Source organism: Micromonospora sp. WMMD710 (genome assembly GCF_029626045.1).
Taxonomy (GTDB): Bacteria; Actinomycetota; Actinomycetes; order Mycobacteriales; family Micromonosporaceae; genus Micromonospora.
The window spans coordinates 2,092,068-2,115,473 of record NZ_JARUBD010000001.1; the positions used below are offsets into that span (position 1 = coordinate 2,092,068).

At 73.0% G+C, this 23,406-nt stretch carries 28 protein-coding genes; 13 read left to right on the top strand and 15 right to left on the bottom strand.

The genetic code is table 11. The features are described from left to right. Positions 1-5 precede the first annotated feature (5 nt). Together O7620_RS09640 and O7620_RS09645 are read right to left on the bottom strand one after the other, a co-directional pair. Positions 6-842: an undecaprenyl-diphosphate phosphatase gene (locus O7620_RS09640; protein ID WP_151490386.1), complete on the bottom strand. Its 837-nt coding sequence runs from the start codon at positions 840-842 to the stop codon at positions 6-8. Next, positions 839-1,891, bottom strand: coding sequence for an LLM class F420-dependent oxidoreductase (locus tag O7620_RS09645; RefSeq protein WP_151490385.1), 1,053 nt, complete (start codon positions 1,889-1,891; stop codon positions 839-841). Before O7620_RS09645 ends, O7620_RS09640 begins: the two co-directional genes overlap by 4 nt. A gap of 186 nt (positions 1,892-2,077) precedes the next feature. Here O7620_RS09645 and O7620_RS09650 point away from each other — a divergent pair, with 186 nt between their 5' ends. Next, a complete protein-coding gene (locus O7620_RS09650) occupies positions 2,078-3,049 on the top strand; it encodes an aldo/keto reductase (RefSeq protein WP_278122754.1) in 972 nt (323 codons plus the stop codon). Positions 3,050-3,345: 296 nt separating this feature from the next. Beyond that, positions 3,346-3,537, top strand: a complete 192-nt coding sequence (locus tag O7620_RS09655; RefSeq protein WP_013734349.1) for a DUF5703 family protein — start codon at positions 3,346-3,348, stop codon at positions 3,535-3,537. A 66-nt stretch (positions 3,538-3,603) separates the two neighbouring features. Here O7620_RS09655 and O7620_RS09660 read toward each other — a convergent pair whose 3' ends face one another. Both O7620_RS09660 and O7620_RS09665 read right to left on the bottom strand, forming a co-directional pair. Beyond that, positions 3,604-4,266 carry a hypothetical protein gene (locus O7620_RS09660; RefSeq protein ID WP_278122755.1) on the bottom strand — a complete coding sequence of 221 codons (663 nt, stop codon included), beginning with the start codon at positions 4,264-4,266 and terminating at the stop codon, positions 3,604-3,606. 32 nt (positions 4,267-4,298) lie between these two features. After that, the gene (locus O7620_RS09665) at positions 4,299-5,606 is read right to left on the bottom strand and encodes a M20/M25/M40 family metallo-hydrolase (protein WP_278122756.1); all 1,308 of its coding nucleotides are present in this window, start codon (positions 5,604-5,606) and stop codon (positions 4,299-4,301) included. A gap of 161 nt (positions 5,607-5,767) precedes the next feature. Between O7620_RS09665 and O7620_RS09670 the strand changes: the two genes are divergently transcribed. The 3 genes from O7620_RS09670 (at position 5,768) to O7620_RS09680 (ending at position 7,747) form a co-directional block, all read left to right on the top strand. Then, entirely contained in the window at positions 5,768-6,376 is a 609-nt protein-coding gene (locus O7620_RS09670) for a hemerythrin domain-containing protein (RefSeq protein WP_278122757.1), read from the top strand. Between the two features lie 85 nt (positions 6,377-6,461). Further along, positions 6,462-7,433, top strand: a complete 972-nt coding sequence (locus O7620_RS09675) for a LysR family transcriptional regulator (RefSeq protein WP_278122758.1) — start codon at positions 6,462-6,464, stop codon at positions 7,431-7,433. Between the two features lie 68 nt (positions 7,434-7,501). Further along, positions 7,502-7,747, top strand: a complete 246-nt coding sequence (locus O7620_RS09680) for a hypothetical protein (RefSeq protein WP_151490379.1) — start codon at positions 7,502-7,504, stop codon at positions 7,745-7,747. A gap of 55 nt (positions 7,748-7,802) precedes the next feature. Here O7620_RS09680 and O7620_RS09685 read toward each other — a convergent pair whose 3' ends face one another. From O7620_RS09685 to O7620_RS09695, 3 genes are read right to left on the bottom strand one after another with little or no spacing between them, the layout of a single operon-like run. Beyond that, positions 7,803-8,153 carry a DUF3140 domain-containing protein gene (locus tag O7620_RS09685; protein WP_151490378.1) on the bottom strand — a complete coding sequence of 117 codons (351 nt, stop codon included), beginning with the start codon at positions 8,151-8,153 and terminating at the stop codon, positions 7,803-7,805. Next, positions 8,153-8,365 (bottom strand): hypothetical protein, encoded by a 213-nt coding sequence (locus tag O7620_RS09690; RefSeq protein WP_151490377.1) that lies wholly within the window; start codon positions 8,363-8,365, stop codon positions 8,153-8,155. The genes O7620_RS09685 and O7620_RS09690 overlap by 1 nt, the downstream gene beginning before the upstream one ends. Beyond that, complete coding sequence (locus O7620_RS09695) at positions 8,362-10,917, bottom strand: ATP-dependent Clp protease ATP-binding subunit (RefSeq protein WP_278122759.1); 2,556 nt, start codon at positions 10,915-10,917, stop codon at positions 8,362-8,364. Before O7620_RS09695 ends, O7620_RS09690 begins: the two co-directional genes overlap by 4 nt. 139 nt (positions 10,918-11,056) lie before the next feature. Here O7620_RS09695 and O7620_RS09700 point away from each other — a divergent pair, with 139 nt between their 5' ends. The 7 genes from O7620_RS09700 (at position 11,057) to O7620_RS09730 (ending at position 16,904) form a co-directional block, all read left to right on the top strand. Continuing rightward, positions 11,057-11,437 (top strand): NYN domain-containing protein, encoded by a 381-nt coding sequence (locus tag O7620_RS09700; RefSeq protein ID WP_151490375.1) that lies wholly within the window; start codon positions 11,057-11,059, stop codon positions 11,435-11,437. Positions 11,438-11,589: 152 nt separating this feature from the next. Further along, on the top strand, positions 11,590-11,850 hold the full coding sequence (locus tag O7620_RS09705) for a hypothetical protein (RefSeq protein ID WP_151490374.1): 261 nt from the start codon (positions 11,590-11,592) through the stop codon (positions 11,848-11,850). A 6-nt stretch (positions 11,851-11,856) separates the two neighbouring features. After that, positions 11,857-12,897, top strand: coding sequence for a hypothetical protein (locus O7620_RS09710; protein WP_278122760.1), 1,041 nt, complete (start codon positions 11,857-11,859; stop codon positions 12,895-12,897). Next, complete coding sequence (locus O7620_RS09715) at positions 12,890-15,565, top strand: FtsK/SpoIIIE domain-containing protein (RefSeq protein ID WP_278122761.1); 2,676 nt, start codon at positions 12,890-12,892, stop codon at positions 15,563-15,565. The genes O7620_RS09710 and O7620_RS09715 overlap by 8 nt, the downstream gene beginning before the upstream one ends. Beyond that, positions 15,562-16,224, top strand: coding sequence for a hypothetical protein (locus O7620_RS09720; protein WP_151490371.1), 663 nt, complete (start codon positions 15,562-15,564; stop codon positions 16,222-16,224). The genes O7620_RS09715 and O7620_RS09720 overlap by 4 nt, the downstream gene beginning before the upstream one ends. Positions 16,225-16,260: 36 nt before the next feature. Then, positions 16,261-16,575 (top strand): hypothetical protein, encoded by a 315-nt coding sequence (locus O7620_RS09725; RefSeq protein ID WP_278122762.1) that lies wholly within the window; start codon positions 16,261-16,263, stop codon positions 16,573-16,575. After that, positions 16,572-16,904 (top strand): hypothetical protein, encoded by a 333-nt coding sequence (locus O7620_RS09730; protein ID WP_278122763.1) that lies wholly within the window; start codon positions 16,572-16,574, stop codon positions 16,902-16,904. Before O7620_RS09725 ends, O7620_RS09730 begins: the two co-directional genes overlap by 4 nt. 1 nt (position 16,905) lies before the next feature. On the opposite strand, the gene O7620_RS09735 is transcribed toward O7620_RS09730, so the two are convergent. Continuing rightward, on the bottom strand, positions 16,906-18,174 hold the full coding sequence (locus tag O7620_RS09735) for a cupin domain-containing protein (RefSeq protein WP_151490368.1): 1,269 nt from the start codon (positions 18,172-18,174) through the stop codon (positions 16,906-16,908). Positions 18,175-18,183: 9 nt separating this feature from the next. After that, positions 18,184-18,489, bottom strand: a complete 306-nt coding sequence (locus O7620_RS09740) for a hypothetical protein (protein WP_007459745.1) — start codon at positions 18,487-18,489, stop codon at positions 18,184-18,186. Between the two features lie 156 nt (positions 18,490-18,645). Here O7620_RS09740 and O7620_RS09745 point away from each other — a divergent pair, with 156 nt between their 5' ends. Then, on the top strand, positions 18,646-19,425 hold the full coding sequence (locus O7620_RS09745; protein WP_278122764.1) for a DUF72 domain-containing protein: 780 nt from the start codon (positions 18,646-18,648) through the stop codon (positions 19,423-19,425). A 43-nt stretch (positions 19,426-19,468) separates the two neighbouring features. Here O7620_RS09745 and O7620_RS09750 read toward each other — a convergent pair whose 3' ends face one another. The 6 genes from O7620_RS09750 to O7620_RS09775 form a co-directional block, all read right to left on the bottom strand. Further along, on the bottom strand, positions 19,469-19,897 hold the full coding sequence (locus tag O7620_RS09750; RefSeq protein WP_151490365.1) for a DUF2267 domain-containing protein: 429 nt from the start codon (positions 19,895-19,897) through the stop codon (positions 19,469-19,471). Then, the gene (locus tag O7620_RS09755) at positions 19,890-20,075 is read right to left on the bottom strand and encodes a hypothetical protein (RefSeq protein ID WP_151490364.1); all 186 of its coding nucleotides are present in this window, start codon (positions 20,073-20,075) and stop codon (positions 19,890-19,892) included. The genes O7620_RS09750 and O7620_RS09755 overlap by 8 nt, the downstream gene beginning before the upstream one ends. Before the next feature lie 124 nt (positions 20,076-20,199). Further along, a complete protein-coding gene (locus O7620_RS09760; RefSeq protein WP_278122765.1) occupies positions 20,200-21,069 on the bottom strand; it encodes a DUF72 domain-containing protein in 870 nt (289 codons plus the stop codon). A 48-nt stretch (positions 21,070-21,117) separates the two neighbouring features. Beyond that, the gene (locus tag O7620_RS09765; protein WP_151490362.1) at positions 21,118-21,516 is read right to left on the bottom strand and encodes a TraR/DksA C4-type zinc finger protein; all 399 of its coding nucleotides are present in this window, start codon (positions 21,514-21,516) and stop codon (positions 21,118-21,120) included. A gap of 164 nt (positions 21,517-21,680) precedes the next feature. Next, on the bottom strand, positions 21,681-22,328 hold the full coding sequence (locus O7620_RS09770) for a uridine kinase (protein ID WP_278122766.1): 648 nt from the start codon (positions 22,326-22,328) through the stop codon (positions 21,681-21,683). Between the two features lie 55 nt (positions 22,329-22,383). Beyond that, positions 22,384-23,394: a helix-turn-helix transcriptional regulator gene (locus O7620_RS09775; protein WP_278122767.1), complete on the bottom strand. Its 1,011-nt coding sequence runs from the start codon at positions 23,392-23,394 to the stop codon at positions 22,384-22,386. Between the last annotated feature and the right edge of the window lie 12 nt (positions 23,395-23,406).

Sequence of the window (23,406 nt, forward strand, 5' to 3'; positions counted from 1 at the left end):
GGCGATCAGGTGGCGTCGATCGCGCCGGTCAGCAGGAGGGCGAGGACCAGGGTGCCCAGCGCGACCCGGTACAGGACGAAGACGTACAGGGTGTGGTGGGCGACGTAGCGCAGCAGCCAGGCGATGGCCGCGTACCCGATGCCGAAGGCGATCACCGTCGCCACGATCATCTGGGCCACGGAGGGCACGGATGTGCCGGGGGCCGACGGTTCGAAGACGTCGCCGAGGCTGAATACGCCGGACATGACCACGGCCGGGATGGCCAGCAGGAACGAGTACCGCGCCGCCGCCTCCCGGGTCAGGTTGAGCAGCAGGCCGGCGGTGAGCGTTCCGCCGGAGCGGGACACGCCGGGGACCAGCGCCATGGCCTGGGCGAAGCCCATCACCACGCCGTCCTTCATCCGGAAGTTCTCCAGGGTGCGGGTCTGCCGCCCCCAGTACTCGGCGAACGCCAGCACGAACGCGAACACAATCAGCGTGGTCGCCACGACCCACAGGTTGCGTCCGGCGGTCTTGATCTGGTCCTTGAAGAGGAACCCGAACAGCCCGATCGGGATCGAGCCGACGATGACGTACCAGCCCATCCGGTAGTCGAGGCTGGAGCGCACCGAGCGGTCGCGCAGCCCGACCAGCCAGGTACGGGTGATCCGCCAGATGTCCTTGGCGAAGTAGATCAGCACCGCCGCCTCGGTGCCGAGCTGGGTGACCGCGGTGAACGACGCGCCGGCGTCGCGGTCGAAGAAGATCGCCGAGGTGATCCGCAGATGCCCCGACGAGCTGACCGGAAGGAACTCGGTCAGTCCCTGGACGATGCCCAGGACGATGGCCTCGACCCAGGTCACTCGCCGACTCCCGAGAGCTCGAGAGCCTCGGCGACGGTACGCAGGGTCTGCACGCCGCTGTCCCGGTCGGCCACGAACAGGGTGACCGACAGCGTGGTGACTCCGGCGGCGGCGTACTCCCGCATCCGCTCGGCGATGCGCTCCTTGGGGCCGAGCAGCGAGGTGCGGTCGATGAACTCCATCGGTACGGCGGCGGCGGCATCACGCTGCCGCTTGGCCAGGTACAGGTCCTGCACCTCGCGGGCGGCGTCGCCATAGCCCATCCGGGTGGCGAGCTGGTTGTAGAAGTTCTGCTGCCGGCTGCCCATCCCGCCCACGTAGAGGGCGGCGTACCAGCGCACCAGTTCGGCGCAGGACGCCACGTCGTCGCCGATCACCACGGGCACGGACGGCACCACGTCGAAGCCGGCCAGTTCCTTGCCGACCTTGGCGCGTCCGGCGGCGACGGAGGCGAGCTGCTCGTCGGCGAACTCCGGGGCGTAGAACACGGCGAGCCAGCCGTCGGCGATCTCGCCGGCCAGTTCCAGGTTCTTCGGGCCGACCGCGGCCAGGTAGATCGGTATGTGTTCGCGGGGTGGGTGGAAGCCCAGGCGCAGGGCCTTGCCGGGGCCGTCCGGCAGCGGCAGCGTGTAGTGCTCGCCGTCGTACGCGACCTCCTTGCGGGCGATGGCGAGCTTGACGATGTCGACGAACTCACGGGTCCGGCCGAGGGGCTTGGCGAAGCGCACCCCGTGCCAGCCCTCGGAGACCTGCGGGCCGGAGACGCCCAGGCCGAGCCGGAACCGGCCGCCGGAGAGCGCGTCGATGGTGGCCGCGGTCATCGCGGTGGCGGCCGGCGTACGGGCGGGGATCTGCATCACCGCGGCGCCGACGTCGATCCGTTCGGTCTGGCCGGCCATCCAGGCGAGCATGCTCGGCGAGTCGGAGCCGTAGGCCTCCGCCGCCCACACCACCGAGTAGCCGAGCCGGTCGGCCTCCTGGGCCAGCGCCAGGTGGTCGGCCGGCGTGCTCCACGCCGTCTGGTATCCGAGGCTGAGCCCGAGTCGCACTGGTCCTCCCCCATCCGTGGCACAGGTCGCATCAGGTTACGCAATGCCGACAACGGACTCGATCACCGGCTCTCCTCCAATGGTCCCCCCTCCATCGGGGCAGTCCACGGCGGCGGAACCGGCAGAACCGGCAGAGATACGGGAGCGAGGATATCCGTGGCGGCAGGTTCGAAATAAGGTTCACCCATGCAACAGCGACCGCTCGGCCGAAGCGGGCTGGCGGTTTCCCGGCTCGCACTCGGCACCATGACCTGGGGTCGGGACACCGACGCCGACGACGCGGCCGCCCAGCTGAAGAGTTACCTGGACGCGGGCGGCAACCTGATCGACACCGCCGACGTGTACGGCGACGGTGACGCCGAGTCGGTGATCGGCTCGCTGCTGGGCACCCTCGTCCCCCGCGACGAGTTGTTGATCGCCACCAAGGCGGGGTTGCGCCCGGGCAGCGGCCGGCGCCGGGACGGCTCCCGTGGGCACCTGCTACGGACGCTGGACGCGTCGCTGCGGCGGCTCGGCACGGACCACGTCGACCTGTTCCAGGTGCACGGGTACGACCCGGACACCCCCCTTGAGGAGACGCTGGCCGCTCTGGACCACGCGGTGGCCAGCGGCAAGGTCCGCTATGTGGGGGTGTCGAACTTCTCCGGTTGGCAGACCGCGCGGGCCGCCGCCTGGCAGACGGCCTGGCCGGGTCGGGCACCGGTGGTCGCGTCCCAGGTCGAGTACTCGTTGCTGGAGCGGGGGGTGGAGCGGGAGGTGCTGCCCGCGTGCGACGCGCTCGGCCTGGGCATGCTGCCCTGGTCGCCGCTGGGCCGGGGGGTGCTCACCGGAAAGTACCGGCACGGCCGTCCGGCGGACTCGCGGGCCGCCTCGCCGCACTTTGAGCGGTTCGTGGCGACGTACCTGGAGCCGCGCTGCTCCAGCATCGTGGAGGCGGTGGCGACCGCGGCCGGCGGGCTGGGCGTGTCGCCGTTGGAGGTGGCGCTGGCGTGGATCCGGGACCGGCCGGGGGTGACGGCGCCGATCCTCGGCGCCCGGACGGTGGGGCAACTGCTCGGCGCGCTGCAGGTGGAGCGGATCACCCTGCCCGAGGAGATCACCACCGCGTTGGACGACGTCTCCGCGGTGCCGGTCGGCTACCCCGAGCGCGACGGCTGACCCGTCGACCAGGCCGGGGCTACCGACGGGTCACGGCGACGGACGCCAGGGCCACCGACGGGTCACGGCGACGGACGCCAGGGCCACCGACGGGTCACCGCCGTCGCGCGCTACCTCCTCGACGCCGTCAGCGACCCGCAGGGTGACCCACGGCCGGCTGTCCGACGGCATTCTGGTCGACCCGGTCGGGAGGGACCACGCGGGCGCGCACAGGGAGGCACGAACCGCCACGGCAGCGGCGTTGGTCACCCCGGAGGGGGTGGCGGACGGCCGCTGGGCTGGGCAGCATGGGTGGCATGGACTACGAGTACGCGCCGCTGCGGCTGCCGCCGAACGTCGACCGGTTGACCGCCGCGGCGCAGTTGGCGATCCAGGCGGAGTTCTCCGGATGGGAGTTGGCCCGGGTGCGGCTGTACCGGGACGGTACGCGGCAGGTGGTGCTGCGCCGTCGGCGGGTCAACCAGCCGCAGCCGGGCCTGTCGTACTGAGGGCCGGGCGGAAACGACGCCCGGGGCCCGGTCGGTGACTCGACCGGGCCCCGGGCGTCGTACGGCCTAGTGCTGGTGGCCGGCGTGGTCGTGGTCGTCGTCGAGCTCCAGGAACGGGTGCTCGTCGAGGCGGCCGACCAGCCGGTCGTCGGCCCCCGGTTGGAACGGGCCGACGGCGTCGTCGTCGTCGAACGACTCCAGGTCGACGGGAGTGCCCACCTCGCTGACCATGACCACCCCGTCGAGGGGCTCCAGCTCGGGGACGTCCAGCGCGCCGAGTGAGCCGTCGCCGCTCTGCAGCAGCTCCAGCACCGCCTCGCCGACACCCTCCACGGGTGCCGGCTCGTCGTCCTCCGGGGTGCCCTCGCGGCGGGCCGCCTCGGCGACGCGCAGCAGCGCGGAGACACTCGGCACCCGGTAGTCGCGGCGTTGGCGTACCGAGATCACGCGGGGGTGCGGGTCACTGGCCTCGGAACCCTCGGGGCCGCCGAATCGCTCGTCGGCCTCGTCCGGGTCGATCGAGTCGACGTCCCACGGCGTCACCTCGCCGAAGGCGTCGAGCAGACGCTCGTCGTACGCGTAGGACGCGTTGTTCAACGCGACGTACGCCTGCCAGACGTCGTCGTCGTCGACGCGGCCCTGCGCGGCGCGTACGGCGGCCAGGTGGTGGCGGGCCGCTTCGATCACCCGCTCGAGAGCGGCGTCCAGCTCACCGTGCTGGTCGGTCATGTGGGGCAGTCCCTTCACGATGGGGGAAACGGCTAGCAGGTGCGGAGGAACCGGTCGAGAACCCGCACGCCGAACTGTAGTCCGTCGACCGGAACGCGCTCGTCGATGCCATGGAACAACGCGGAGAAGTTCAGATCGGCGGGCAGTTGCAGCGGGGCGAACCCGAAGCAGCGGATGCCGAGCTGGGAGAACGCCTTGGCGTCGGTGCCGCCGGAGAGCATGTACGGTACGGGCCGGGCGCCCGGGTCCTCGGCGCGCAGCGCCGCCGACATGGCCTCGACCAGGTCGCCGTCGAAGGTGGTCTCCAGGGCCGGCTGCCGCTGGACGTACTCGATGGCGATGTCCGGGCCGACCAGCTCGCGCAGCTGCCGTTCCAGCAGCTCGGACTGGCCGGGCAGGCTGCGGCAGTCGATGGTGGCGGTGGCCCGGCCGGGGATGACGTTGTCCTTGTAGCCGGCGCTCAACCGGGTCGGGTTGGCGGTGTTGCGGATGGTCGCGCCGATGATGTTGGCGATGGGGCCGAGCTTGGCGATGGCGGTTTCCGGGTCGTCCGGGTCCAGTTCGATGCCGAGCAGGTCGGAGACCTCGGTCAGGAAGGCCCGCACGGTGTCGGTGACCACGACCGGGAAGCGGTGCCGGCCGATCCGGGCGACGGCCTCGGCGAGGGCCGTGACGGCGTTGTCGTCGTGCATCATCGAGCCGTGCCCGGGGCGGCCCTTGGCGTGCAGCCGCAGCCAGTCGATGCCCTTCTCGGCGGTTTCGATGAGGTAGAGCCGCTGGCTGTCGCTGACCGAGTAGGAGAAGCCGCCGACCTCACCGATCGCCTCGGTGCAGCCGTCGAAGAGGTCCCGGTGGTTGTCCACCAGGAACCGCGCGCCGTAGTCGCTGCCCGCCTCCTCGTCGGCGGTGTACGCGAGCACGATGTCGCGCGGGGGTCGCACGCCGGTGCGCTGCCAGTGCCGCACGACGGCGAGCACCATGGCGTCGAAGTCCTTCATGTCGATGGCGCCCCGGCCCCACAGGTAGCCGTCGCGCAGTTCGCCGGAGAACGGGTGCACCGACCACTCGTCGGCGTCGGCGGGCACCACGTCCAGGTGGCCGTGCACCAGCAGCGCGCCCCGGCTCGGGTCGGTGCCGGGGATGCGGGCCACGACGTTCGCCCGGCCCGGGGCGGATTCGTGCAGGACGGCTTCGACGCCCACCTCGGCGAGCTTCTCCGCCACGTACTCGGCGGCGCGGCGCTCGCCGACGCTGGTGCCGTTGTCCCCCGTGTTGGTGGTGTCGATACGCAGCAGATCGCGGCAGAGGTCCACGACCTCGGCGGTGGGTTCGCTCGTCATCGCCTCTTCATACCAGCCCGAGGTGGCCGGCAGGGCAGCGCACCGGCCTGCGCGGGCGATGCATCGACGGGCCCGGTTTCACCACGAGCGGGTCCGGGTATCGCCGCTCACGACCGCACATCCCCTGCCGGAGCTTCCGCCCGCCAGTCGAGGAGGGCACCATGTCCGCCGTTCCCCTGCCGCCGCTGCCGCCCGCGCCCACGCCCGACGAGGGCTTCCGCCCCGGTGGCCGCAGCATCGCCGACATCGTGGACCGGGAGCACCAGCAGTTGCTGGCGCTGCTGGACCAGCTGACCGGCCCGGACACCACACCGCAGGAGGGCCTGGCGGTGCTCACCGCCGCGCTGTCGCGGCACCTGTCGGCGGAGGAGCAGTACCTGCTGCCGGCGGCGCGGGCCGCGCTGCCGAACGCCGACGAGCGGGTGGACGCCGAGATCGCCGCCGACGCCGCGCTGCTCAGCGTCCTGAAGGGGTTGTCGGAGGAGGCGCTGACCGAGGTTGCCGCGCGGGTGCGCCGGCACGTCGAGGGGGTCGGCGCGCTGGTCGTCGAGCTGCGCACGGTGGCCACCCAGGAGGAGCTGATCCGGCTGGGCAACCGGCTGGAGATCGCCGAGGAGGCGGCGCCGACCCGGCCGCACCCGGGCACCCCGGCCACCCCGCCGTGGAACCGGATCGTCGAGCCGGCGGTGGGTGTGGTGGACAAGGTCCGCGACGCGGTGACGCGGCGGCCGACGTACCTGACGGACCTGCCGGAGCCGCCGCGCGGCTGACCGGCGGCGACACCACCTGTGCATTCAATCTCACCAATCCCCTCGGGCTCTTCCGCACGCTGCGGCGTGGTCCTACCGTCACCGTATGAACCTGGAGTTGCGTCACCTGCGGGTGGTCTGCGCGATCGCGGAGACGGGGAGCGTGACCAAGGCGGCGTCGGCGCTCGGCCTGGCTCAGCCGGCGCTCACCGCTCAGCTTCAGCGGATCGAACGGACACTGGGCGGACCGCTGTTCGACCGGGACCGGCGCGGCGCACGCCCGACCGCGCTGGGTGAGTTGGTGCTGGCCCGGGCCCGGGTGCTGCTGCCGGCGATGAAGGGGCTGCAGGACGAGGCGGCCCGGCTGGCCGGTTCCGGTGACGCGCCACCGTGCTACCGGTTCGGCGGGGTCAACAGCCCGATCCTGGGTCGGTTGGTGCACCGGTTGGCGGCCGAGCACCCACCCGCCCAGATCACCACGTACGCCTCCTGGTCGGTGGACGAGTTGGCGCAGCTGGTGGCGGGCGGCCGGCTGGACTTCGCGCTCGCCGGCGTGTGTGGCGACGCCAGCCCGTCGGCCGGGTTCGGGTTGAGCTGGCGGGAGGTGGCCATCGATCCGGTGCTGGTGTTGCTGCCGGAGACCCACCCTCTCGCGGGGCGCGCCGAGGTGCGGCTGGCGGACCTGCGCCACGAGCAGTGGGTGGCGGCGCCCGGCGACGGCTGTTTCGGCGACTGCTTCGCCGCCGCCTGCGCCCGCGCCGGTTTCACTCCCCGCAAGATGTACGAGACCGACATCCGCGGCTGCGTCGACCTGGTCGACGCCGGCGTGGCGGTGGCGTTGTGCCAGGCGACGTTCCGGCCGGTGGCAGGGCTGGTCACCCGCCGGTTGGCGGGGATTCCGCTGCGCTGGCGGCTGCTGCTGGGCTGGCATCCGGACTCTCCCGCCGCGCGGGGCGCGCAGCTGGTGTTGGAGACGGCCAAGGCGGCGTACACCGACTCGCTGGCGCCGCACCCCACCTACCTGGACTGGCTGCTGCGCAATCCGGGGTTCGGTGTGCGGCAGCCCAGCGGGGTGTGAGCCCACCCGGCCGGGTGATGACCCGCCGGTGGCGGTGCGAACCGGCGTTGGCGGGGTATCAGGCGGACATGACCGACCTCTACCCGCCCGCCGACGACCGGGAACTGCTGCGCCAGGCGGCCGCCGCGCACACCGCCGCCACCCGCGAGGTGGAGGCGTTCCTGCGCCGCCTGCCGGAGGTGCCCGACCCGGCCGACGTCACCGAGTACGCCAACCTGCTCAGCCGCGAGGACCAGACCCGCGGCGACCGGGACGCCGCGGCCGACGCGGCGGGGCTGACCATCGCCAGCATGGAACCCGACCAGGGCCAGTAGCGGGGCACGACGGTGCCGCCCCGAGCCGGGGCGGCACCGTCGGGTGTGGCACCGTTCAGCGTTCGACGAGCGGGTCGTGGCCCAGGTCGAGCAGCGAGTGCCGCCAGCTGTCGTCGGCGTTGCCGCGCTTCGGTTTGGCGTCCATCAGCTCGCGGATCCGCTCGACCGCCTCCCGCATCACCTCGATGTCCTCGCCGGTGAGGTCGACCTTGCGCTTGTTGAGCACCTTGAGGATCTCCCGGCCCGGTTGGGGCAGGTCGAGGTTCGGGTTGGACCCGAACGAGTCCTCGCCGGACCCCCGGGTGAGCAGCCAGGTGCGCAGCTGCTCCGACGGGACGTTGACCTCGGCGTGGAAGTCCTCCCAGAGCACTTCCACCTCGGGGTCGAGCCGAGCTTCGCGTACCATCAGGTCTCCTCTCGCGGGCGGTGTCCGGACGTCTCCGGGTCGTCCTGGTCGGTCTTCGGGTGCAGGCCCTCGGGTGGCACCCGCGTACGGCGGGGGTTCGCGGTGGGCGACGCCACGATCGGGTCGGGATGGTCGTCCTCGTCCCGGGTCTGCTCGGAGTCCGCGGGTTGGTGCGGCTCCTCGTGCTCGCCTCGCCGCGCCGCCCCGCTCATCGCGGGTGTGTTGTCGTGGCGGCGGTGTACCCCCGCTCGCCCGCGGTGACGTCGAAGGTGAGCTGCCCGTCGCGGGCGTCCACGGTGACCTTCTGTCCGGGTGAGATCGCCGACTCCAGCAGCATCCGGGACAGGTGGTTGTCCACCTCGCGTTGGATCACCCGGCGCAGCGGACGGGCGCCGAACTCCGGCTGGTAGCCGTGCTCGGCGAGCCAGTCGACGCCGGCGGTGGTGAACTCCACCTGGATGTCCTGGGCGTGCAGCCGACGGCGGGTCTCCTCCAGCAGCAGCGCGGTGATGTCGCGCAGCTGCTCGGCCTCCAGCCGACGGAAGATGATCACCTCGTCGATGCGGTTGAGGAACTCCGGGCGGAAGTTCTCCTGCAGGCGACGCATCAGCCGTTCGCGGAGCTCGTCGTTCTCCTGCTCGCTGCCCGGCTCCCCGGTGCCGAACCCGACGGCCCGTTGGGTACCGGTGATCAGCTCGGAGCCGAGGTTGCTCGTCATGATCAGTACGGTGTTCTTGAAGTTCACCGTGCGGCCCTGGCTGTCGGTCAACCGCCCGTCGTCGAGCACCTGGAGCAGGATGTTGAACACGTCCGGGTGGGCCTTCTCGATCTCGTCGAGCAGCACCACCGCGTACGGGCGGCGGCGCACCGCCTCGGTGAGCTGGCCGGCCTCCTCGTAGCCGACGTACCCGGGTGGGGCACCGACCAGCCGGCTGACGGTGTGCCGTTCCTGGAACTCGCTCATGTCGACGCGCACCATTCGGTCGGCCTCGCCGAACAGCGCCTCGGCCAGGGCGCGGGCCAGCTCGGTCTTGCCGACGCCGGTCGGGCCGAGGAACAGGAAGCTGCCCATCGGGCGCTCCGGGTCGGCCAGCCCGGCGCGGGAGCGGCGGACGGCCTCGGCGACCGCGCTGACCGCGTCGTCCTGACCGACGACCTTCTCGTGCAGGTGGCCCTCCAGGCGCAGCAGCCGGTCGCGTTCCTCCTCGGTGAGCTGGCTGACCGGGATGCCGGTGGCCCGGGAGACCACCTCGGCGATCTCCTGTGGACCCACCTCGGGCACCTGGGAGCTGGTGCCGTCGTCGCCGTTGGCGCGGCGCATCTCCTCCTCCAGCTCGGAGATCCGGTCGCGCAACGCCGAGGCGCGCTCGTACTGCTCGTCGGTGACGGCCTGTTCCTTGTCCCGGCGTACGTCGTCGAGTTCCTGTTCCAGCTCCCGCACGTCGGACGCCGGGGTACGGGTGCGCAGCCGCACCCGGGCGCCGGCCTGGTCGATGAGGTCGATGGCCTTGTCCGGCAGGAACCGGTCGGTGACGTACCGGTCGGACAGCTCGGCGGCGGCGACCAGCGCCTCGTCGGTGATGCGCACCTGGTGGTGGGCCTCGTAGCGGTCGCGCAGCCCGCGCAGGATCGCGATGGTGTCGTCGATGCTCGGTTCGGGCACCAGCACCGGCTGGAAGCGCCGGGCCAACGCGGCGTCCTTCTCGATGCTCTTGCGGTACTCGTCGAGCGTGGTCGCGCCGATGACGCGCAGCTCACCGCGGGCGAGGGCCGGTTTGAGCATGTTGGACGCGTCCATCCCGCCCTCGCTGCCGGCGCCGCCCGCCCCGACCAGGGTGTGAATCTCGTCCATGAAGATGATCAGCTCGTCCCGGTGCGCGCGGATCTCGTCGATGACCTTCTTGAGCCGCTCCTCGAAGTCACCCCGGTAGCGGGTGCCGGCGACCAGGCCGGCCAGGTCCAGTTGGACGACCCGCTTGCCGAGCAGGGTCTGCGGCACGTCCCCGTCGCAGATCCGCTCGGCGAGGCCCTCGACGATCGCGGTCTTGCCGACGCCGGCCTCGCCGATCAGCACCGGGTTGTTCTTGGTCCGCCGGGACAGGATCTCCACGGCCTGCTCGATCTCGTCGGCGCGGCCGATCACCGGGTCGATCTGGTCGTTGCGGGCCAGGTCGGTGAGGTCCTGGCCGTACTGGTCGAGCGTGGGGGTGCCGCGGTCGGGCTTCGGCCCGGTCATCGGCCCGCGCTCGGCGTTGGCGGCCTGCAACGACTCGGGTTGGATCCGGCCGGCGGCCAGCATCCGCCCGGCGGGCGACTCCGGGTTGAGCGGCAGCGCCATGAGGATGTGCTCGGGGCCGATGTAGTTGGCGCCCATCGCCCGGGACAGCTGGTGGGCGTCGAGCAGAGCCCGCTTGGCCGCCGGCGTCAGCGACAGGTTGGGCGGCACCTCACCGCGCGGCGCGCCGTCACCCTTGCCGCCCAGCGCGTTGAGCAGGGTGTCCGGGTCGGCGCCGGCACGGCGGACCAGGTCACGCAGGGGTTCGCGTTGCAGCGCCGCCCACAGCAGGTGGTCGGTGTCGAGGTCGCTGCTGTGCCGTTGCGCCGCCCGCCGGGCCGCGTCGGCCAGCATCTCCCGCGCGTCGGCCGTCATCAGGCGGGTGATGTCGACCCGGTGCGGCGGTCGGCGTCCTCCCTCACCCCGGCCGAAGTACCGGGCCAGGAATTCGTCCCACGGGTCGGAGCCGAGGTCACCGGGTCCCATCATGTCTGTCCTCCGCAGTTGGGTGCGGCACGGTCGGCAGGGGCTACCCGGCGCGCGCCCCGACAAACGCCGCACGATTGCCCTCGGGTGGTTCCGGGTGTGGCGTCGGGCCCGCGCCGCCCGGTGGTGGCAGGCTGGTGGCATGGATGAGACCCCGCTGCTGATCGTGGACGGCGCCAACGTGGTGGGCTCCCGCCCGAACGGGTGGTGGCGGGACCGGGCCGGAGCCGCCGCGCGGCTGCGAGACTCCCTCGCCCCGGTGGCGACGATCGGGCTGCCGGCCCGGCTGCCCGCTCCCGTCGAGGTGGTGCTGGTGGTCGAGGGCGCCGCGCGGGACGTGCCCGGCACCGACGGCGTCCGGGTGGTCTCGGCTCCCGGCTCCGGCGACGACAGCGTGGTCGACCTGGTCGCGGGCGCTCCGCAGCGCCGCCGGCTGGTGGTCACGGCCGACCGGGAGTTGCGCGAGCGGGTCACCGCCCTGGGCGCCGAGGTGTACGGGCCCCGCTGGCTCCGCGAGAATTGAGAATTTCTCGCACTGGGACTCCCACAGAACGGACTCCCGACACTTCCGGGTGCCTTCCGGACAGGCGGGCAGGAACACCGACAGGGCGGATGTTCTTTCGCTGCCGCCGATAAGCTCTAATGGAGATCTCCCCGCCCCCAGGAGGTTCCGCCGTGGCGAGCGTCGCCGAGCTGAAGGCTGCCATCGATGTCGCCCTCCAACAGATCTCCGACGGGCAGACAGCCGTGCAGGCCGCCGGTGAAAAGTTGGCCGAGGCGCAGCAGACCCTGGCCGGCGCGCTGGAGGGCAGCGGACACGAGACCGTCGAGACGGCCCAGGCGTCCCTGACCCAGGCCAGCCAGGAGCTGGAGGAGTGCCTCGCCGCGACACTCGTCGCGGTGGAGCAGGCGCAGCTCTACGTCGCGACCCTGTAGGCCGCCGTGTCCATCATCGAGGATGTCGGTGGGCAGGTCCGCGCCGCCAGCGAGGAGTTCCCGGTGGCGCTGCTCGGGCAGGCGCTGGAAAAGTTCGGCCTGGCCGCGGAGCGGCTGCGCTGGGTGCGCCAGGAGTCGTCCAACCCGATGGGGGTGCCGGAGCTGTCCGCCGCCACGGAGCACGCCGAGAGCGCCGGCTACGCGCTGCGGGTGGCGCAGGAGCAGCTGTCGGCGTACCTGGCCGCGATCGGCCTGGCCGCCGATGGCGCCCCACCACCCCGCCCGGAACAACGCGCTCCCCGGCACGACACGCCGCCGGAGGCCGGGCCGACCACCGTGGCGCCGGAGCCGGCCGAGCAGGTCCGGATGCGCCGCTGGTGGTCGGTGCGGGTGGCCGAGCTGACCGGCGGGCGCGAGGGCGCCGACGACACACCCGACGAGCGCCTGAACGACTCCCAGGAACTGCTGCGCCGGGTGGTGGGTGGCGTCCGCTCCGGTGACCGGGACCGGCTGCGCGCCGAGCTGCGCCGCGCCCCGGCCGACGTGGGGTTGGGGATGGCCGCGCTGGCGCCGCCGCTGCTGCGCGAGCTGGCCGGCGAGCTGCTGGGGCACCCGCCCCGCGCCGCCGACCTCGGCCGGCTGCGCGGCGAGCTGGACGGGCGGGTACGCGACCTGCTGCCCGGGTTGCCGCCGCCGGTGCTGGAGACGCTGCTGACCCGGGTGTGCCGGATGCCTCCACCGCGTGGCTCGGGAGAGCCGCCACACGCCGCCGACTCGGCGGTGACCGCCGGTGTGGCGACCGGGCTGCTGCTCGCCCGCCTCGGCCGGGATCTGCCGGCGGGCGGCGCGGGTCGAGAAGCGGACACGGGCCGGCAAACCAGCGCGGACCGGCAAACCGGTACGGGCCAGGCAGCCGGCGCGGTTTCCCGTCCCGGTCCCGCCGCGCGGCGGCCGGGGGACGCCGGCGGGCAACGCTCCGGTGGGCTGCCGCCGCGCTCGGTCAGCCCCTGGCGGGACGCGCCGACGCGTCGGGGCTCCGATGGCTGACCGGCGTGGCCAACTCGCCAGTCGGGTCCGGGAGACCCTCGCCGAGGCGTTGGGCGCCACCCGTACCCGCCTGTCCGCCGCGCAGGCCGAGCTGACCGCCGGGCGGGAGCGGCTGGCCCGGGTCCAGCGGGCGGCGGCAGCCGTGCCGGAGCGGGTGGGCGCCCAGCGGGATCGCCGCATCGCCGAGATCGACGCCCGGTATTCTGCGCGGATCACCGAGCTGGCCCAGCGCGCCGCCGAGGCGGCCCGTGCGGAGGCGCCCGGGTGTGCGCGGGCCGACTGGGCGGGATGGGCGCCGACGCCGACCCGACGGGCGGAGCCACCCGGCGCGCTGCGGGTCGGCACGGTCCGCATCGACGACGTCGACCCGGTGCCCGCGCTGGTGCCGCTCCTCGACGCCGGGCACGTCCACCTCACCGGCGACGATCGGGCCGGCTGCGACGCGGTGGTGTCCGCGTTGTTGCTGCGGGCCGTCGGCCGCGCCGACCCCGGGGCGGTACGGCTGGTCGGGTACGACCCGGAGCAGCTCGGCGGTGGCCTGGCCGGGTTCGCGCCCCTGGGCACGGCGGGGCTGCTCACCTTCGTGGGCCCCGGCGGGCTGGGTCCCCTGCTCGACGACCTGGTGGAACAGATCCGCCGGATCAACGAGACGGTGCTCGCCGGCGAGTACGCGTCGCTCCGCGAACTCGCCGCGGCGACCGGCCGGCGACCCGAACCGTGGCGGGTGGCGGTGCTGCTCGGCGGTGACGAGCTGAACCGGCACGAGCGCGGCCAGTTGGACCGGATCGTTCGCGCCGGCCCGGCGTGCGGGGTGCACCTGGTGGTGCACGGTGTGCCGTTGCCGGACGATCCGACGGTGACCCGGGTGGTGGCCGGGGCGTCCGGAGCGCGGATCGGCGGGTCGGCCGGTCTGCCGATCCGGCTGGACCCGCCGCCACCGGCGACGCTTGTCACCGAGACCTGCCGGGAGATCGCCGCCCGGGTGAACGCGGGCCCACCGCCGACCCCGTTCGCCGACCTGCTGCCCCCGCCCGAGCTGATGTGGCGGGAGGACTCCGCGGACGGGTTGACCGCGCCGATCGGTGAGGGGCCGCAGGGCCGGCCGGTGCGGCTGACGTTGGGTGACTACCCGCCGCACGCGCTTATCGGCGGGCCGTCCGGCACCGGCAAGACCAACCTGATCTTCGCGTGGATCGGTGCCCTCGCCGCCCGCTACTCCCCCGCCGAGCTGGAGTTCTACCTGCTCGACTTCAAGGAGGGGGTGTCCTTCGCGCGGTTCGCGCAGGGCCGGCGCGACCCGAGCTGGTTGCCGCACATGCGGCTGGTCGGCATCAACGTCAACACCGACCGGGAGTTCGGGTTGGCGCTGCTGCGGTTCCTCGCCGAGGAGCTGCGCCGGCGTGCCGACGCGGCCAAGAAGCACGAGGTGACAAAGCTCGCCGAGCTGCGGGCCGTCGACCCGACCGGGCACTGGCCACGGATCGTCGCGGTGGTCGACGAGTTCCAGATGCTGCTGGCCGGCCGGGACGTGGTCGCCCGGGAGGCGGCCGACCTGCTCGAGGACCTGGCCCGACGCGGCCGGTCGCAGGGCATCCACCTGGTGCTCGCCTCGCAGGACGTCCGAGGCATCGAGGCGCTGTGGGGCCGTCCCGCGCTTGTCGCCCAGTTCACCCTGCGCATCGCCCTGCCCAAGGCGCTGCGGATCCTCGCCGAGCGCAACGACGCGGCGCAGTCGTTGCCCCGCTGGCACGCGGTGGTCAACGCCGAGTCGGGAATGGTGGAGGGCAACGAGGTCGCCCGGATCCCGTCGGCGAGCGACTGGGAGACGTGGAGCGGGTTGCAGCACCGGCTGTGGCGGATGCGCCCACCCGACGCGGCACCGGCCCGGCTCTTCGACGGCGACGCCATCCCCCGGCTGGCGGACGCGCCGGACTTCCGGGCGCTCGCCGTGCCCGCCGACCAGGCCACGCCGCGTAACCCGGTGGCGCTGCTCGGCGAGATCATCGACGTGCAGTCCCGATCGGCGGCGCTGCGGCTTCCCCGCGCCCCCGGGCGCAACCTCGCGGTGCTGGGCACCAGGGTGGACGAGGCGTGCGCGGTGCTGGACGCGGCGGCCCGGTCGCTGGCCCGCCAGCACCCGCCGGGCACCGCCCGGTTCTCCATCGCCTGCCTCGACGCGGACGCCGACCCGATGGCCCGTGCCCTCTACGACGACCTTGCCGACGACGCCGCCTGGTACGACGAGGAGACCGTTGGCGAGCTGATGGCCGAGACCGCCGACGGGCTGACCGGGCCGGGCAGCCCGCACTATCTGCTGCTGTTCGCGGTCGACGCGGCGGCCGGCGCGCTGGCCGCCCGCGCGGGTCGGCGTACCGGCCTGGAGCAGCTCCGCCGAATCCTGCACGACGGGCCGGAACGGCGCACCCACGTGCTGGCCTGGTGGCGGGGCGTGGCCCGGATGCGCGCCGACCTCGGTGGGCCGGCCGCCCGCACCGACCAGATCGGTGCCTGGGTGGCGCTTGACGCACACGGGGGCGAGCTGGGTGCCTCGCTGTACCCGGGCACCGGCGGCCCAGACTGGTATCCGCGCCCCTGGCGGGGGCTCTTCTTCGACCGGGCGGTCCACCGCACCGGACAGGTCATCATCCCGTATGGACCGTCACGATGAACGAACCAGTGGCCAGCCAGACGTACGCGGCGCAGTTGCGGCGGCTGGCCGACATCACCGCACGCGTGCGGGAGCAGCGGGCCGAGGCGCACACCTGGTACGAGCGGCAGTGCGCCGCCGCCGAGCGGGCCGTCGCGGAGGCCACCGAGCAGGTGCGGCACGCCGAGGAGGAGCTGGTCGAGGCACGCGAGCAGCAGGAACGGGTTGACGCCGAGGTGGCGCACCTGTGGCAGCAGGTGCGGACGCGCCTCGGCGCCCGTCGCCTCGGCGGCCCGCCCGCACCCGTCAACGGCGGCGGGGGCACCGACGCGGTGCTGCTGCTGACCCGGGCCCGGGACCTGCTCGACCGGGCCGGGCAGCCGGGTGAGTTGCCGGGTTCGGTCAACCCGCTGCTGGCCCTCTGCGGGGTGGCCGGGGCCGTGGTGGCGTACGCGCTGGGGGCCGGCGCGCGGGCGTTGGGCGTCGGGTACGGCGGCGACCTGGCGGTCGGGCTGCCGGTGCTGGCGCTTGTGGTGACGCTGCTCGGGCCGCTTGTCGGCCTCGTGCCGGCGCGGGTGCTGGCCGACCGCCGGCACGCGGTGCTCGGGCCCCGGCCGATCACGGTGGTGCTCGGCGCGGGCCTGCTGACCACCGCGCTGCTCCTCACGCTCGGCCGCTGACCCGGCACGGCGCGAGGGACTGTCGAAGAACCGACCGTGGGCGCAGCGAATCGCGGTCAGAACTTCGACAGCGTACGCGAAATGGTCAGCTTCTTTCTCAGCTACCGCGCGGACGACGGGGGCTTCGTCGCGCGCTCGATCGCCGGTGCGCTGCGTGACCGATTCGGCAAACACCGTGTCACCAGCAATTGTCGCTCCTTTGTCGGCAATCCCGGGCTTTCGGCGGCGATTCGGAAGCGCCTGGCCGGCACGACAGCACTGATCGTCGTGATCGGGCCGCGATGGCGCGACGGCGTGGACGGTCTGCTGGGGCCTCTTTCGACAAGCTTGCGGCTCTCCGAGTGCCGGTGATCGGTTGGAAGGTCAGGGGGAGCGGCAGCCGCTCCCACCAGAAGACCCACGCCATCGACATCACGCTCGTCGCCAAGGATCTCCAGGAGCGGCACGAGCTGCGCCACAGCGCGGTCGAGGCGACCCTGGTGGACGCGATCACCACGATCCGCGCCGTGGTCGCCGCCGGGACCGGGGGCGACGACCCGCTGGTGCTGAAGGCCGGCACTGCGGAACTCGTCTTCGGCGTCACCGACCAGGGCACGATCTCGTTCGGCGCGGAGGGTGAGCTGACCGACGAGATCACGAACACGCTCCGGATCGAGCTGGTCGCGGCCACCGCCGGGTAGCTCAGGCCGGGATCAGGACGGCCTCGCGCAGCAGGCGTCGGGCCAGGGTCACCCGGTCGGCGTCGTCGGGCAGGCCGGGTAGGTCACCGACGCGGGTGACCGCGCCGGTGAGCAGGGCGCGGGCCGCCGCCTCGCAGCTCGCCGGCAGGGTGATGGTGCGGTCGAACAGCCGCAGCGCCACCGTGTCCGCCCCGTGCGGCACGAGCTGCCAGCGCAGACCCGGCCGCAGGGTGAGCCGGGAGTCGGCGTCCAGTGCGGCGAGTGCGTCGGCCTGGGCGAGCGGCCGGATCGGCGCCGGTCGGGCGGCCGGCCAGGCACGCTGGCGCAGCCGCGCGGCGACGGCCGCCGGGTCGGCGCGCAGCAACCAGTCCCGTAGGGCCTCCACCGTCTCGGTCAGCTCCGGTTCGATGGCGTCGGGGTCGGCGACGTCGGTGCCGAACGGCAGGCTGGCCCGCAGCCGCTGATCCTCGGAGGCCAGCGTCAGCAGCTCCTCGACCAGGGCGTACCGGGTGAGCGCGCGGATGCCCACGGTCAGGTGCAGGGAACTGGCGTCCTGCGCCTGCGCGCTGTGCAGCCAACCGCGCGGCAGGTAGAGCGCGTCGCCCGGGGCGAGCACCACGTCCAGTGCGGCGGGGCCCTGCGCGGTGGCGGAGACCTCGTCGGCGCGGCCGCCCCACGGCTGCTTCTCCAGCGGGTCGGGCAGCACCGGCGGGTGGATCCGCCAGTGCTTGCGGCCATCGACCTGCAGCACGAACACGTCGTGGGTGTCGTAGTGGGTGGCAAAGCCCTGACTGCCCGCCGGCGTGAGGTAGGCGTTGATCTGGAGGGGCTGGTTGAGCGCGAGACCCAGGTCGCGGGCGAAGTCGACGAGCGGCGGCCAGATCCGGTGCAGCCCCTGCAGCACCAGCGTGGCGCCGGCCGCGTACTGCTCCAGGACCCGCTCGTCGAGCACCTGGTCGCCGATCTCGGCCCCGGCGCCGCCGCCACCGGTCCAGCGGGCCGCCGGCACGAGCTGGCCGTCCTTGGCGACGCGCAGGAACGGGGTACGCAGGCCGCGCCGGCTGAGCAACTCGTCGGCGTCGGCGGGGCTGAACAGGTCGGTGAAGCCGGACGGGTCGGGCAGTTCGGCGGCGCGCGACAGCAATGGGGTGTGCCCCCAGTGCGCGGCGGCGAACTTGGCCGGCTCGACCGAGACACAGCGGGCCAGCGCCGCGGCGGTGGACGAAACCGCCGGGCGGCCGTGGCCGCCCGGCGGGTCGAGGTACGTCATGACGGGCCGTTACCGGGCACTGCCGTCGGCGCCGCCGTCCTGCTGGCCGGGGGTCGCGCCACCGTCGGCCGGACCCTCCGCGCCACCGTCGGCGCCACCATCCTGGTGACCCGGAGTCGCACCGCCGTCGGCCGGACCCTCCGCGCCACCGTCGGCGCCACCATCCTGGTGACCCGGAGTCGCGCCACCGTCGGCCGGACCCTCCGCGCCACCGTCGGCGCCACCATCCTGGTGACCCGGAGTCGCACCGCCGTCGGCCGGACCCTCCAGGCCGCCGCCGCCCGTGGTCTGCATGTCATCGTCGTTGAGTGCCATCGGTACTCCCTCGGGTGTGCCGCCCCGCCGTACGCCGGGGTCCGTCGTGCTGCGGGTGGTACCCCACGCGCGATCTTCTCTAACCCTCACCGTAGACGTCGAACCGGGGCGACACGGGCGGTTCACCTGCGGCGGGGGTGCTGCCAGGATGGTGGGGTGATTCTGGTGGGCACGTCCGGCTGGCAGTACCGGGACTGGCGGGGCCGCTTCTACCCGGAGTCGACGCCGCAGCGGCTGTGGTTGAAACATTTCGCGGAACGGTTCGCCACCGTCGAGGTCAACAACGCGTTCTACCGGCTGCCGGAGCGGGACACCTTCGCCGCCTGGCGGGCACGGACGCCGCCGGATTTCTGCGTGGCCGTGAAGATGAGCCGCTACCTGACGCACATCAAGCGACTGCGCGACCCGGCCGAACCGGTGGCCCGGTTCCTCGGCCGGGCCACCGCGCTCGGTGACCGGCTCGGCCCGGTGCTGCTGCAGCTCCCACCCAACCTGCGGGCGGACGTCGACGCGCTCGACGCGACGCTGCGGCTGTTTCCGGCCGAGGTGCGGGTCGCGGTGGAGCCCCGGCACCCGTCCTGGTGGACCGGCGCCACCCGGGCGGTGCTGGAACGCCGCCGAGCCGCGCTGGTCTGGGCGGACCGGCTGGGTCGTCCGGTCGCCCCGCGCTGGCGTACCACCGACTTCGGCTACCTGCGGCTGCACGAGGGGCGGGCCCGGCCCTGGCCGCACTACGGGCGTACCGCGCTCGGCTCCTGGGTGGGGCGGCTGGCCGACGCCTTCGGCGCGGACGAGCCGGCGTACGTCTACTTCAACAACGACCCCGGCGGCGCGGCCGTCACCGACGCCGTCACCTTCGCCGCGCTGGCTCGGCGGGCCGGCCGCCTGGTGTCACGGGTGCCGTCCCCCGCCGAGGCGGACACCTCGGACGGCTGAGCCCGCCCGAGGTGTTCCCGGGCGGGCCCACGACGTCACCGCGTCACGGCATGAACGTGGCGAGATCCTTGGGCATGGTGTCCTTCACGTCCTGCCACTCACCCTGGGTGACGTGCTGGCGCAGGGTGTCCAGCACCACCTGCGTCACCCGCTCCGGGCCGCCGTCGACGTCGTACGGGAAGCCCTGGCGGACCTCGTAGAGGAAGTCGTCGCGGTTGAGCTTGATCGGTACGTCCGACGGGTTCCAGCCGTCGAAGTAGATCCCCCGGACCAGCACCGGCAACTGCTGGGCGAACTCCACGCTCTCGTCCACCGGCAACCGGTCGCGCAGCAGGTGCAGCACCGTGCGCAGAGCCGCGTACGACTGGTTGCGCCGATCCTTCGGCCAGCCGTAGGCGGTCTCGATGTCCTTGAGGATCAGGTTGGTCTTGTCCAGCGAGGACTCGAATGCGGAGATCATCGCGTCAGCCATCGGTCGACCTCCGTTCCGTGGTCTCCCACCGTCGGTCGTCGTCGCGGCGCGGCGGCCCCACCGGGCCGCGTCGAGCCCGCACCGGGCTGCGCTGCGGCGCGCCGCGGGCGTCGTCGGCCGCGCCGACCACGTGCAGGACGGCGCCACGCCGTCGATCCGTCACCACTCGAACCGTCATCCCCGTCACCTCCGTGTCGTCTCCGGCGTGGGCCGCCCAGGGGCGACCGCACGCACCGTGTCCACCCTGCCGGCGCGGCGGGTGAGACGGCCCCACCCCGATCAGGTGAGCCGGCGACGGGAGGTCAGTCGACGAGGAGCCCCGCGAGGGTCGTCGCGTTCGTCTGCGCGTAGTCGCGGTAACAATTGTTCATGAGCACGTGGGTCTGCCCCGTGTCGTCGGCCAGTTCGCGCAGCTTCGGCGCCCAGTCGGCCAGCTCCCGCGTGGAGTAGTGGTAGCCGAACTTCTCGTGGATGTCCTTGCTGGTCCACTTGTCGCTGTGGCCGTGAAAGCGCACCACCGCGAGGTCCGCGGTCGCGGCCAGCACCGGCGGCACCGACGAGCGGTGGCCCTGCGGCATGTCCACGCAGACGTACGGCAGCTTGTGCTCGCGCAGGAAGGCCAGCGTCTCGGCGGCGTTATCGCCGTCGAACCAGGACGCGTGCCGGAACTCGTACACCGGCCGCAGCGGTGCGCAGCGCTTCGCCACCTCCAGCAGGTACTGCTTGTTGGCCCGCTTGATCGTGAACCAGGGCGGGAACTGGAACAGCACCGCGCCCAGCTTGCCCGCCTCGACCAGCGGGTCCAGCGCGGACAGGAAGCGCGTCCACACCTCCTCGTACGACTGCGCGGGCAGGTCGTCGGGGTAGACGTTCTTCTTGTCGGTCTCCGGCCGCAGATCCTTGTAGAGCGCGCTGACCCGGGTGGGATGCCCGGTCAGCAGGCTGAACGCCTTGATGTTGAAGGTGAAGCCGGCCGGGGTGCGCTCGGCCCAGAGCTGCGCCGTCGCCTCGGCGGGCGGGGAGTAGTAGGTGGCGTCCACCTCGACCAGCGAAAACTGCCGGGCGTAGTAGGCCAACCGCTTCTCCGGGGTGTCCGCGGTCTGCGGATACCACCCCGAGTCCAGCAGTGTGCGGTCGGTCCAGGACGCGGTGCCCACCAGAATGTCACCCATGGGTGGAGTCCATCGCGTCGTCGACCGACCGGCAACCGCTGGCCTCGCTCAGGCGGCCCGCCGCTCGCGGGTCTGCTTGCACGTCACACAGGTGGTGGCGGCCGGGAAGATCTCCAACCGCTCCACCGGGATCGCCGCCGAGCAACCCTCGCACCAGCCGTAGGTGCCCTCCGCGAGCCGGCCGAGTGCGTGCTCGTACTGGGCGCGACGGTCGAGGATGGTGCGCAGGAGAGACTGCGCGGTGTCCCGTTCGGCGGTCTTGGTGCCGCTGTCGGCCTGGTCGTCGCCGGCGGTGTCGCCGACCTCCACCAGCCGCAGCACCTGACTCTGCAGCACCGCCTGCTCGTACTCCGCGGTCAGCTCGTCGTAACGGGCCTGCAGGGAGAGCCGGATCTGGTCGATCTCCGTCTGGGGACGGCTCGTACCGACCGTGTCGTGGACGAGCATCGCTGCCTGCCTTTCCTGGGCCTGTGGCTCAAGGTGAACCGGGTGCCGGCGGCGTGTCGCCCCGGTCACGGTCGCATGCGGTACGCGGGCGGTCACCCACGCTCTGTGAGCCGGGCGAGTACCCGTCCGGTGAGCCGACCAAACCGGCCAGTTTCCGGCGGTTGTCAGGCGTCCTCGTCGGCCTGGACGAGCGCGGGGTGGCGGGGGTCGTCGGCCCGTACGACCACGTCGGCGAAGCTGGCCGGCACGACCTCCTCGGCGTACCGGTCGAAGGCGGGCAGGGTCCAGTCCTCGGCCGGTGGGGTGCGGCGGCGCAGCGCGGCCGGCGACAGCTCCAGGTGGACGGTGACGTCGACGGGCAGGCCACCGCCGAGCAGCAGCGCGCCACTGACGAGGACGACGCCGCCGGGTGGCAGGGTGACGTAGCGGGCGCGGCTGGCCCGGTCGGCGTCGGCGTCCCACAGCGACGGGAGCAGCCGGCCGGTGCCGCCGGGGCCGGCCGGGTCGAGCACCTCCCGGCGCAGCCCCGCCTCGTCCACCCAGCTCTCGTAGTAGGCGTCCGGGTTGGTCCGGCCGAGTTCGAAGCGCAGCGACGCGGGTCGCAAGAAGTCGGTGGCGCGGACGTGCAGCACCGGACGGCCCCGGGCGCGCAACGGGTCGACCAGCGCGGCGGCGAGGTCGTCCGGGCCGGCGGCGGGGGCGCCGTCCACGGCGACCCGCAGCCGGGCGGGCTCGGCGGCGGCCGCGGCGGCGGCGAGCCGGCCGGTCAGCTCGACAACGAGCAGTTCGGGTGAGATGGGGCGGATGCGCACCGAACCATCCTGCCCCCGCCGCGCACGGCGCGAGACGGCCGGGGCGGTGACGGCATCAGATCCAACCCTCGCGTACGGCGTGCGCACCGAGCTGGAACCGGCTGAGCGCGCCCACCCGGCGTTCGAGGTTGCCGACGATACGGGTGACCGTGCTGCGGGAGAGGTTCAGGCGGCGGGCGATCAGGTCGTCGTTGGCACCGGCGGACAACAGGCTCAGGATGGTGCGCTCACGGTCGGTCACCTCGGGCCCGGTGAGCAGGTGGCCGGTGGGCGACACCGGGGTGGCGTGCGCCCAGTAGAACTCGAAGACGTCGACGAGGGCGCGCAGCAGGCCGGAGGGGTGCACGACAAGCGTGGCCGTGTCCGAGTGGTGTGCTGGATCGAGTGGCATGACAGCACGATCGTCGTCGATGAGAAACAGTTTCATCGGTAGGCTCGCCAGCGAACGTGCCTGCTCGCCGCGGGCGATGGCGGCCAGCGCGACCCGGGCGTGCTCGGGCCGCGTCCACGTTTCGTGTTCGTAGATGGCCCGGTAGGTGATTCCGTCCATCATCCGGTCGGTCTGGATGCCCGACTGGGTGGCGATCCGGTTGGGACGTCGCTCGGAATAGTAGGGCGGACGGTCGAAGACCCGGATCTGCCGGCGGGCGCCGAGTTGCAGAGCAGCCAGCGTCTCCATCACCACGACCTGGTCGGAAATGACTTCGACGCCGTCGTACCAAGCGTCGGAGCGCTGTCGCCAGTAGATCTCGGTGAGCTGCTGCATCGCCCGGGCGTGGGCTCGCAGGTCGGCGATCCGCTCCTGCTCGCGAGCCAGCGCGGCGTCGAGAGTGTCGGGCGGCTGCTGCGCCTCCCAGCGCGCCGGGGTGTCGGATTCGGTCAGCGGGATCGCCAGCCGGTCCAGGTGCAGCCGCCGGAGCAACTCCGCGGTCTCCGACCCGGTTCTCGTGAGGGCTTCGGCCAACTCGTCGACGGTGGCCCCGGGACGCTGGACGAGCAAGTGATAGAGGTGCAGCAGCCTGTCGTCGAGGGCACCCCGCGGGGCTTGCCCCAGGTGGGTGCTCATGCCGAGCATCTT

What these genes read in the sequence shown, in the direction of transcription:
- O7620_RS09650 (WP_278122754.1), top strand. Translation starts at nt 2,078, where the DNA reads ATGCAACAGCGACCGCTCGGCCGAAGCGGGCTGGCGGTTTCCCGGCTC.
- O7620_RS09655 (WP_013734349.1), top strand. Translation starts at nt 3,346, where the DNA reads ATGGACTACGAGTACGCGCCGCTGCGGCTGCCGCCGAACGTCGACCGG.
- O7620_RS09660 (WP_278122755.1), bottom strand. Translation starts at nt 4,266, where the DNA reads ATGACCGACCAGCACGGTGAGCTGGACGCCGCTCTCGAGCGGGTGATC.
- O7620_RS09665 (WP_278122756.1), bottom strand. Translation starts at nt 5,606, where the DNA reads ATGACGAGCGAACCCACCGCCGAGGTCGTGGACCTCTGCCGCGATCTG.
- O7620_RS09670 (WP_278122757.1), top strand. Translation starts at nt 5,768, where the DNA reads ATGTCCGCCGTTCCCCTGCCGCCGCTGCCGCCCGCGCCCACGCCCGAC.
- O7620_RS09675 (WP_278122758.1), top strand. Translation starts at nt 6,462, where the DNA reads ATGAACCTGGAGTTGCGTCACCTGCGGGTGGTCTGCGCGATCGCGGAG.
- O7620_RS09680 (WP_151490379.1), top strand. Translation starts at nt 7,502, where the DNA reads ATGACCGACCTCTACCCGCCCGCCGACGACCGGGAACTGCTGCGCCAG.
- O7620_RS09685 (WP_151490378.1), bottom strand. Translation starts at nt 8,153, where the DNA reads ATGGTACGCGAAGCTCGGCTCGACCCCGAGGTGGAAGTGCTCTGGGAG.
- O7620_RS09690 (WP_151490377.1), bottom strand. Translation starts at nt 8,365, where the DNA reads ATGAGCGGGGCGGCGCGGCGAGGCGAGCACGAGGAGCCGCACCAACCC.
- O7620_RS09695 (WP_278122759.1), bottom strand. Translation starts at nt 10,917, where the DNA reads ATGATGGGACCCGGTGACCTCGGCTCCGACCCGTGGGACGAATTCCTG.
- O7620_RS09700 (WP_151490375.1), top strand. Translation starts at nt 11,057, where the DNA reads ATGGATGAGACCCCGCTGCTGATCGTGGACGGCGCCAACGTGGTGGGC.
- O7620_RS09715 (WP_278122761.1), top strand. Translation starts at nt 12,890, where the DNA reads ATGGCTGACCGGCGTGGCCAACTCGCCAGTCGGGTCCGGGAGACCCTC.
- O7620_RS09720 (WP_151490371.1), top strand. Translation starts at nt 15,562, where the DNA reads ATGAACGAACCAGTGGCCAGCCAGACGTACGCGGCGCAGTTGCGGCGG.
- O7620_RS09735 (WP_151490368.1), bottom strand. Translation starts at nt 18,174, where the DNA reads ATGACGTACCTCGACCCGCCGGGCGGCCACGGCCGCCCGGCGGTTTCG.
- O7620_RS09740 (WP_007459745.1), bottom strand. Translation starts at nt 18,489, where the DNA reads ATGGCACTCAACGACGATGACATGCAGACCACGGGCGGCGGCGGCCTG.
- O7620_RS09750 (WP_151490365.1), bottom strand. Translation starts at nt 19,897, where the DNA reads ATGGCTGACGCGATGATCTCCGCATTCGAGTCCTCGCTGGACAAGACC.
- O7620_RS09755 (WP_151490364.1), bottom strand. Translation starts at nt 20,075, where the DNA reads ATGACGGTTCGAGTGGTGACGGATCGACGGCGTGGCGCCGTCCTGCAC.
- O7620_RS09760 (WP_278122765.1), bottom strand. Translation starts at nt 21,069, where the DNA reads ATGGGTGACATTCTGGTGGGCACCGCGTCCTGGACCGACCGCACACTG.
- O7620_RS09765 (WP_151490362.1), bottom strand. Translation starts at nt 21,516, where the DNA reads ATGCTCGTCCACGACACGGTCGGTACGAGCCGTCCCCAGACGGAGATC.
- O7620_RS09775 (WP_278122767.1), bottom strand. Translation starts at nt 23,394, where the DNA reads ATGAGCACCCACCTGGGGCAAGCCCCGCGGGGTGCCCTCGACGACAGG.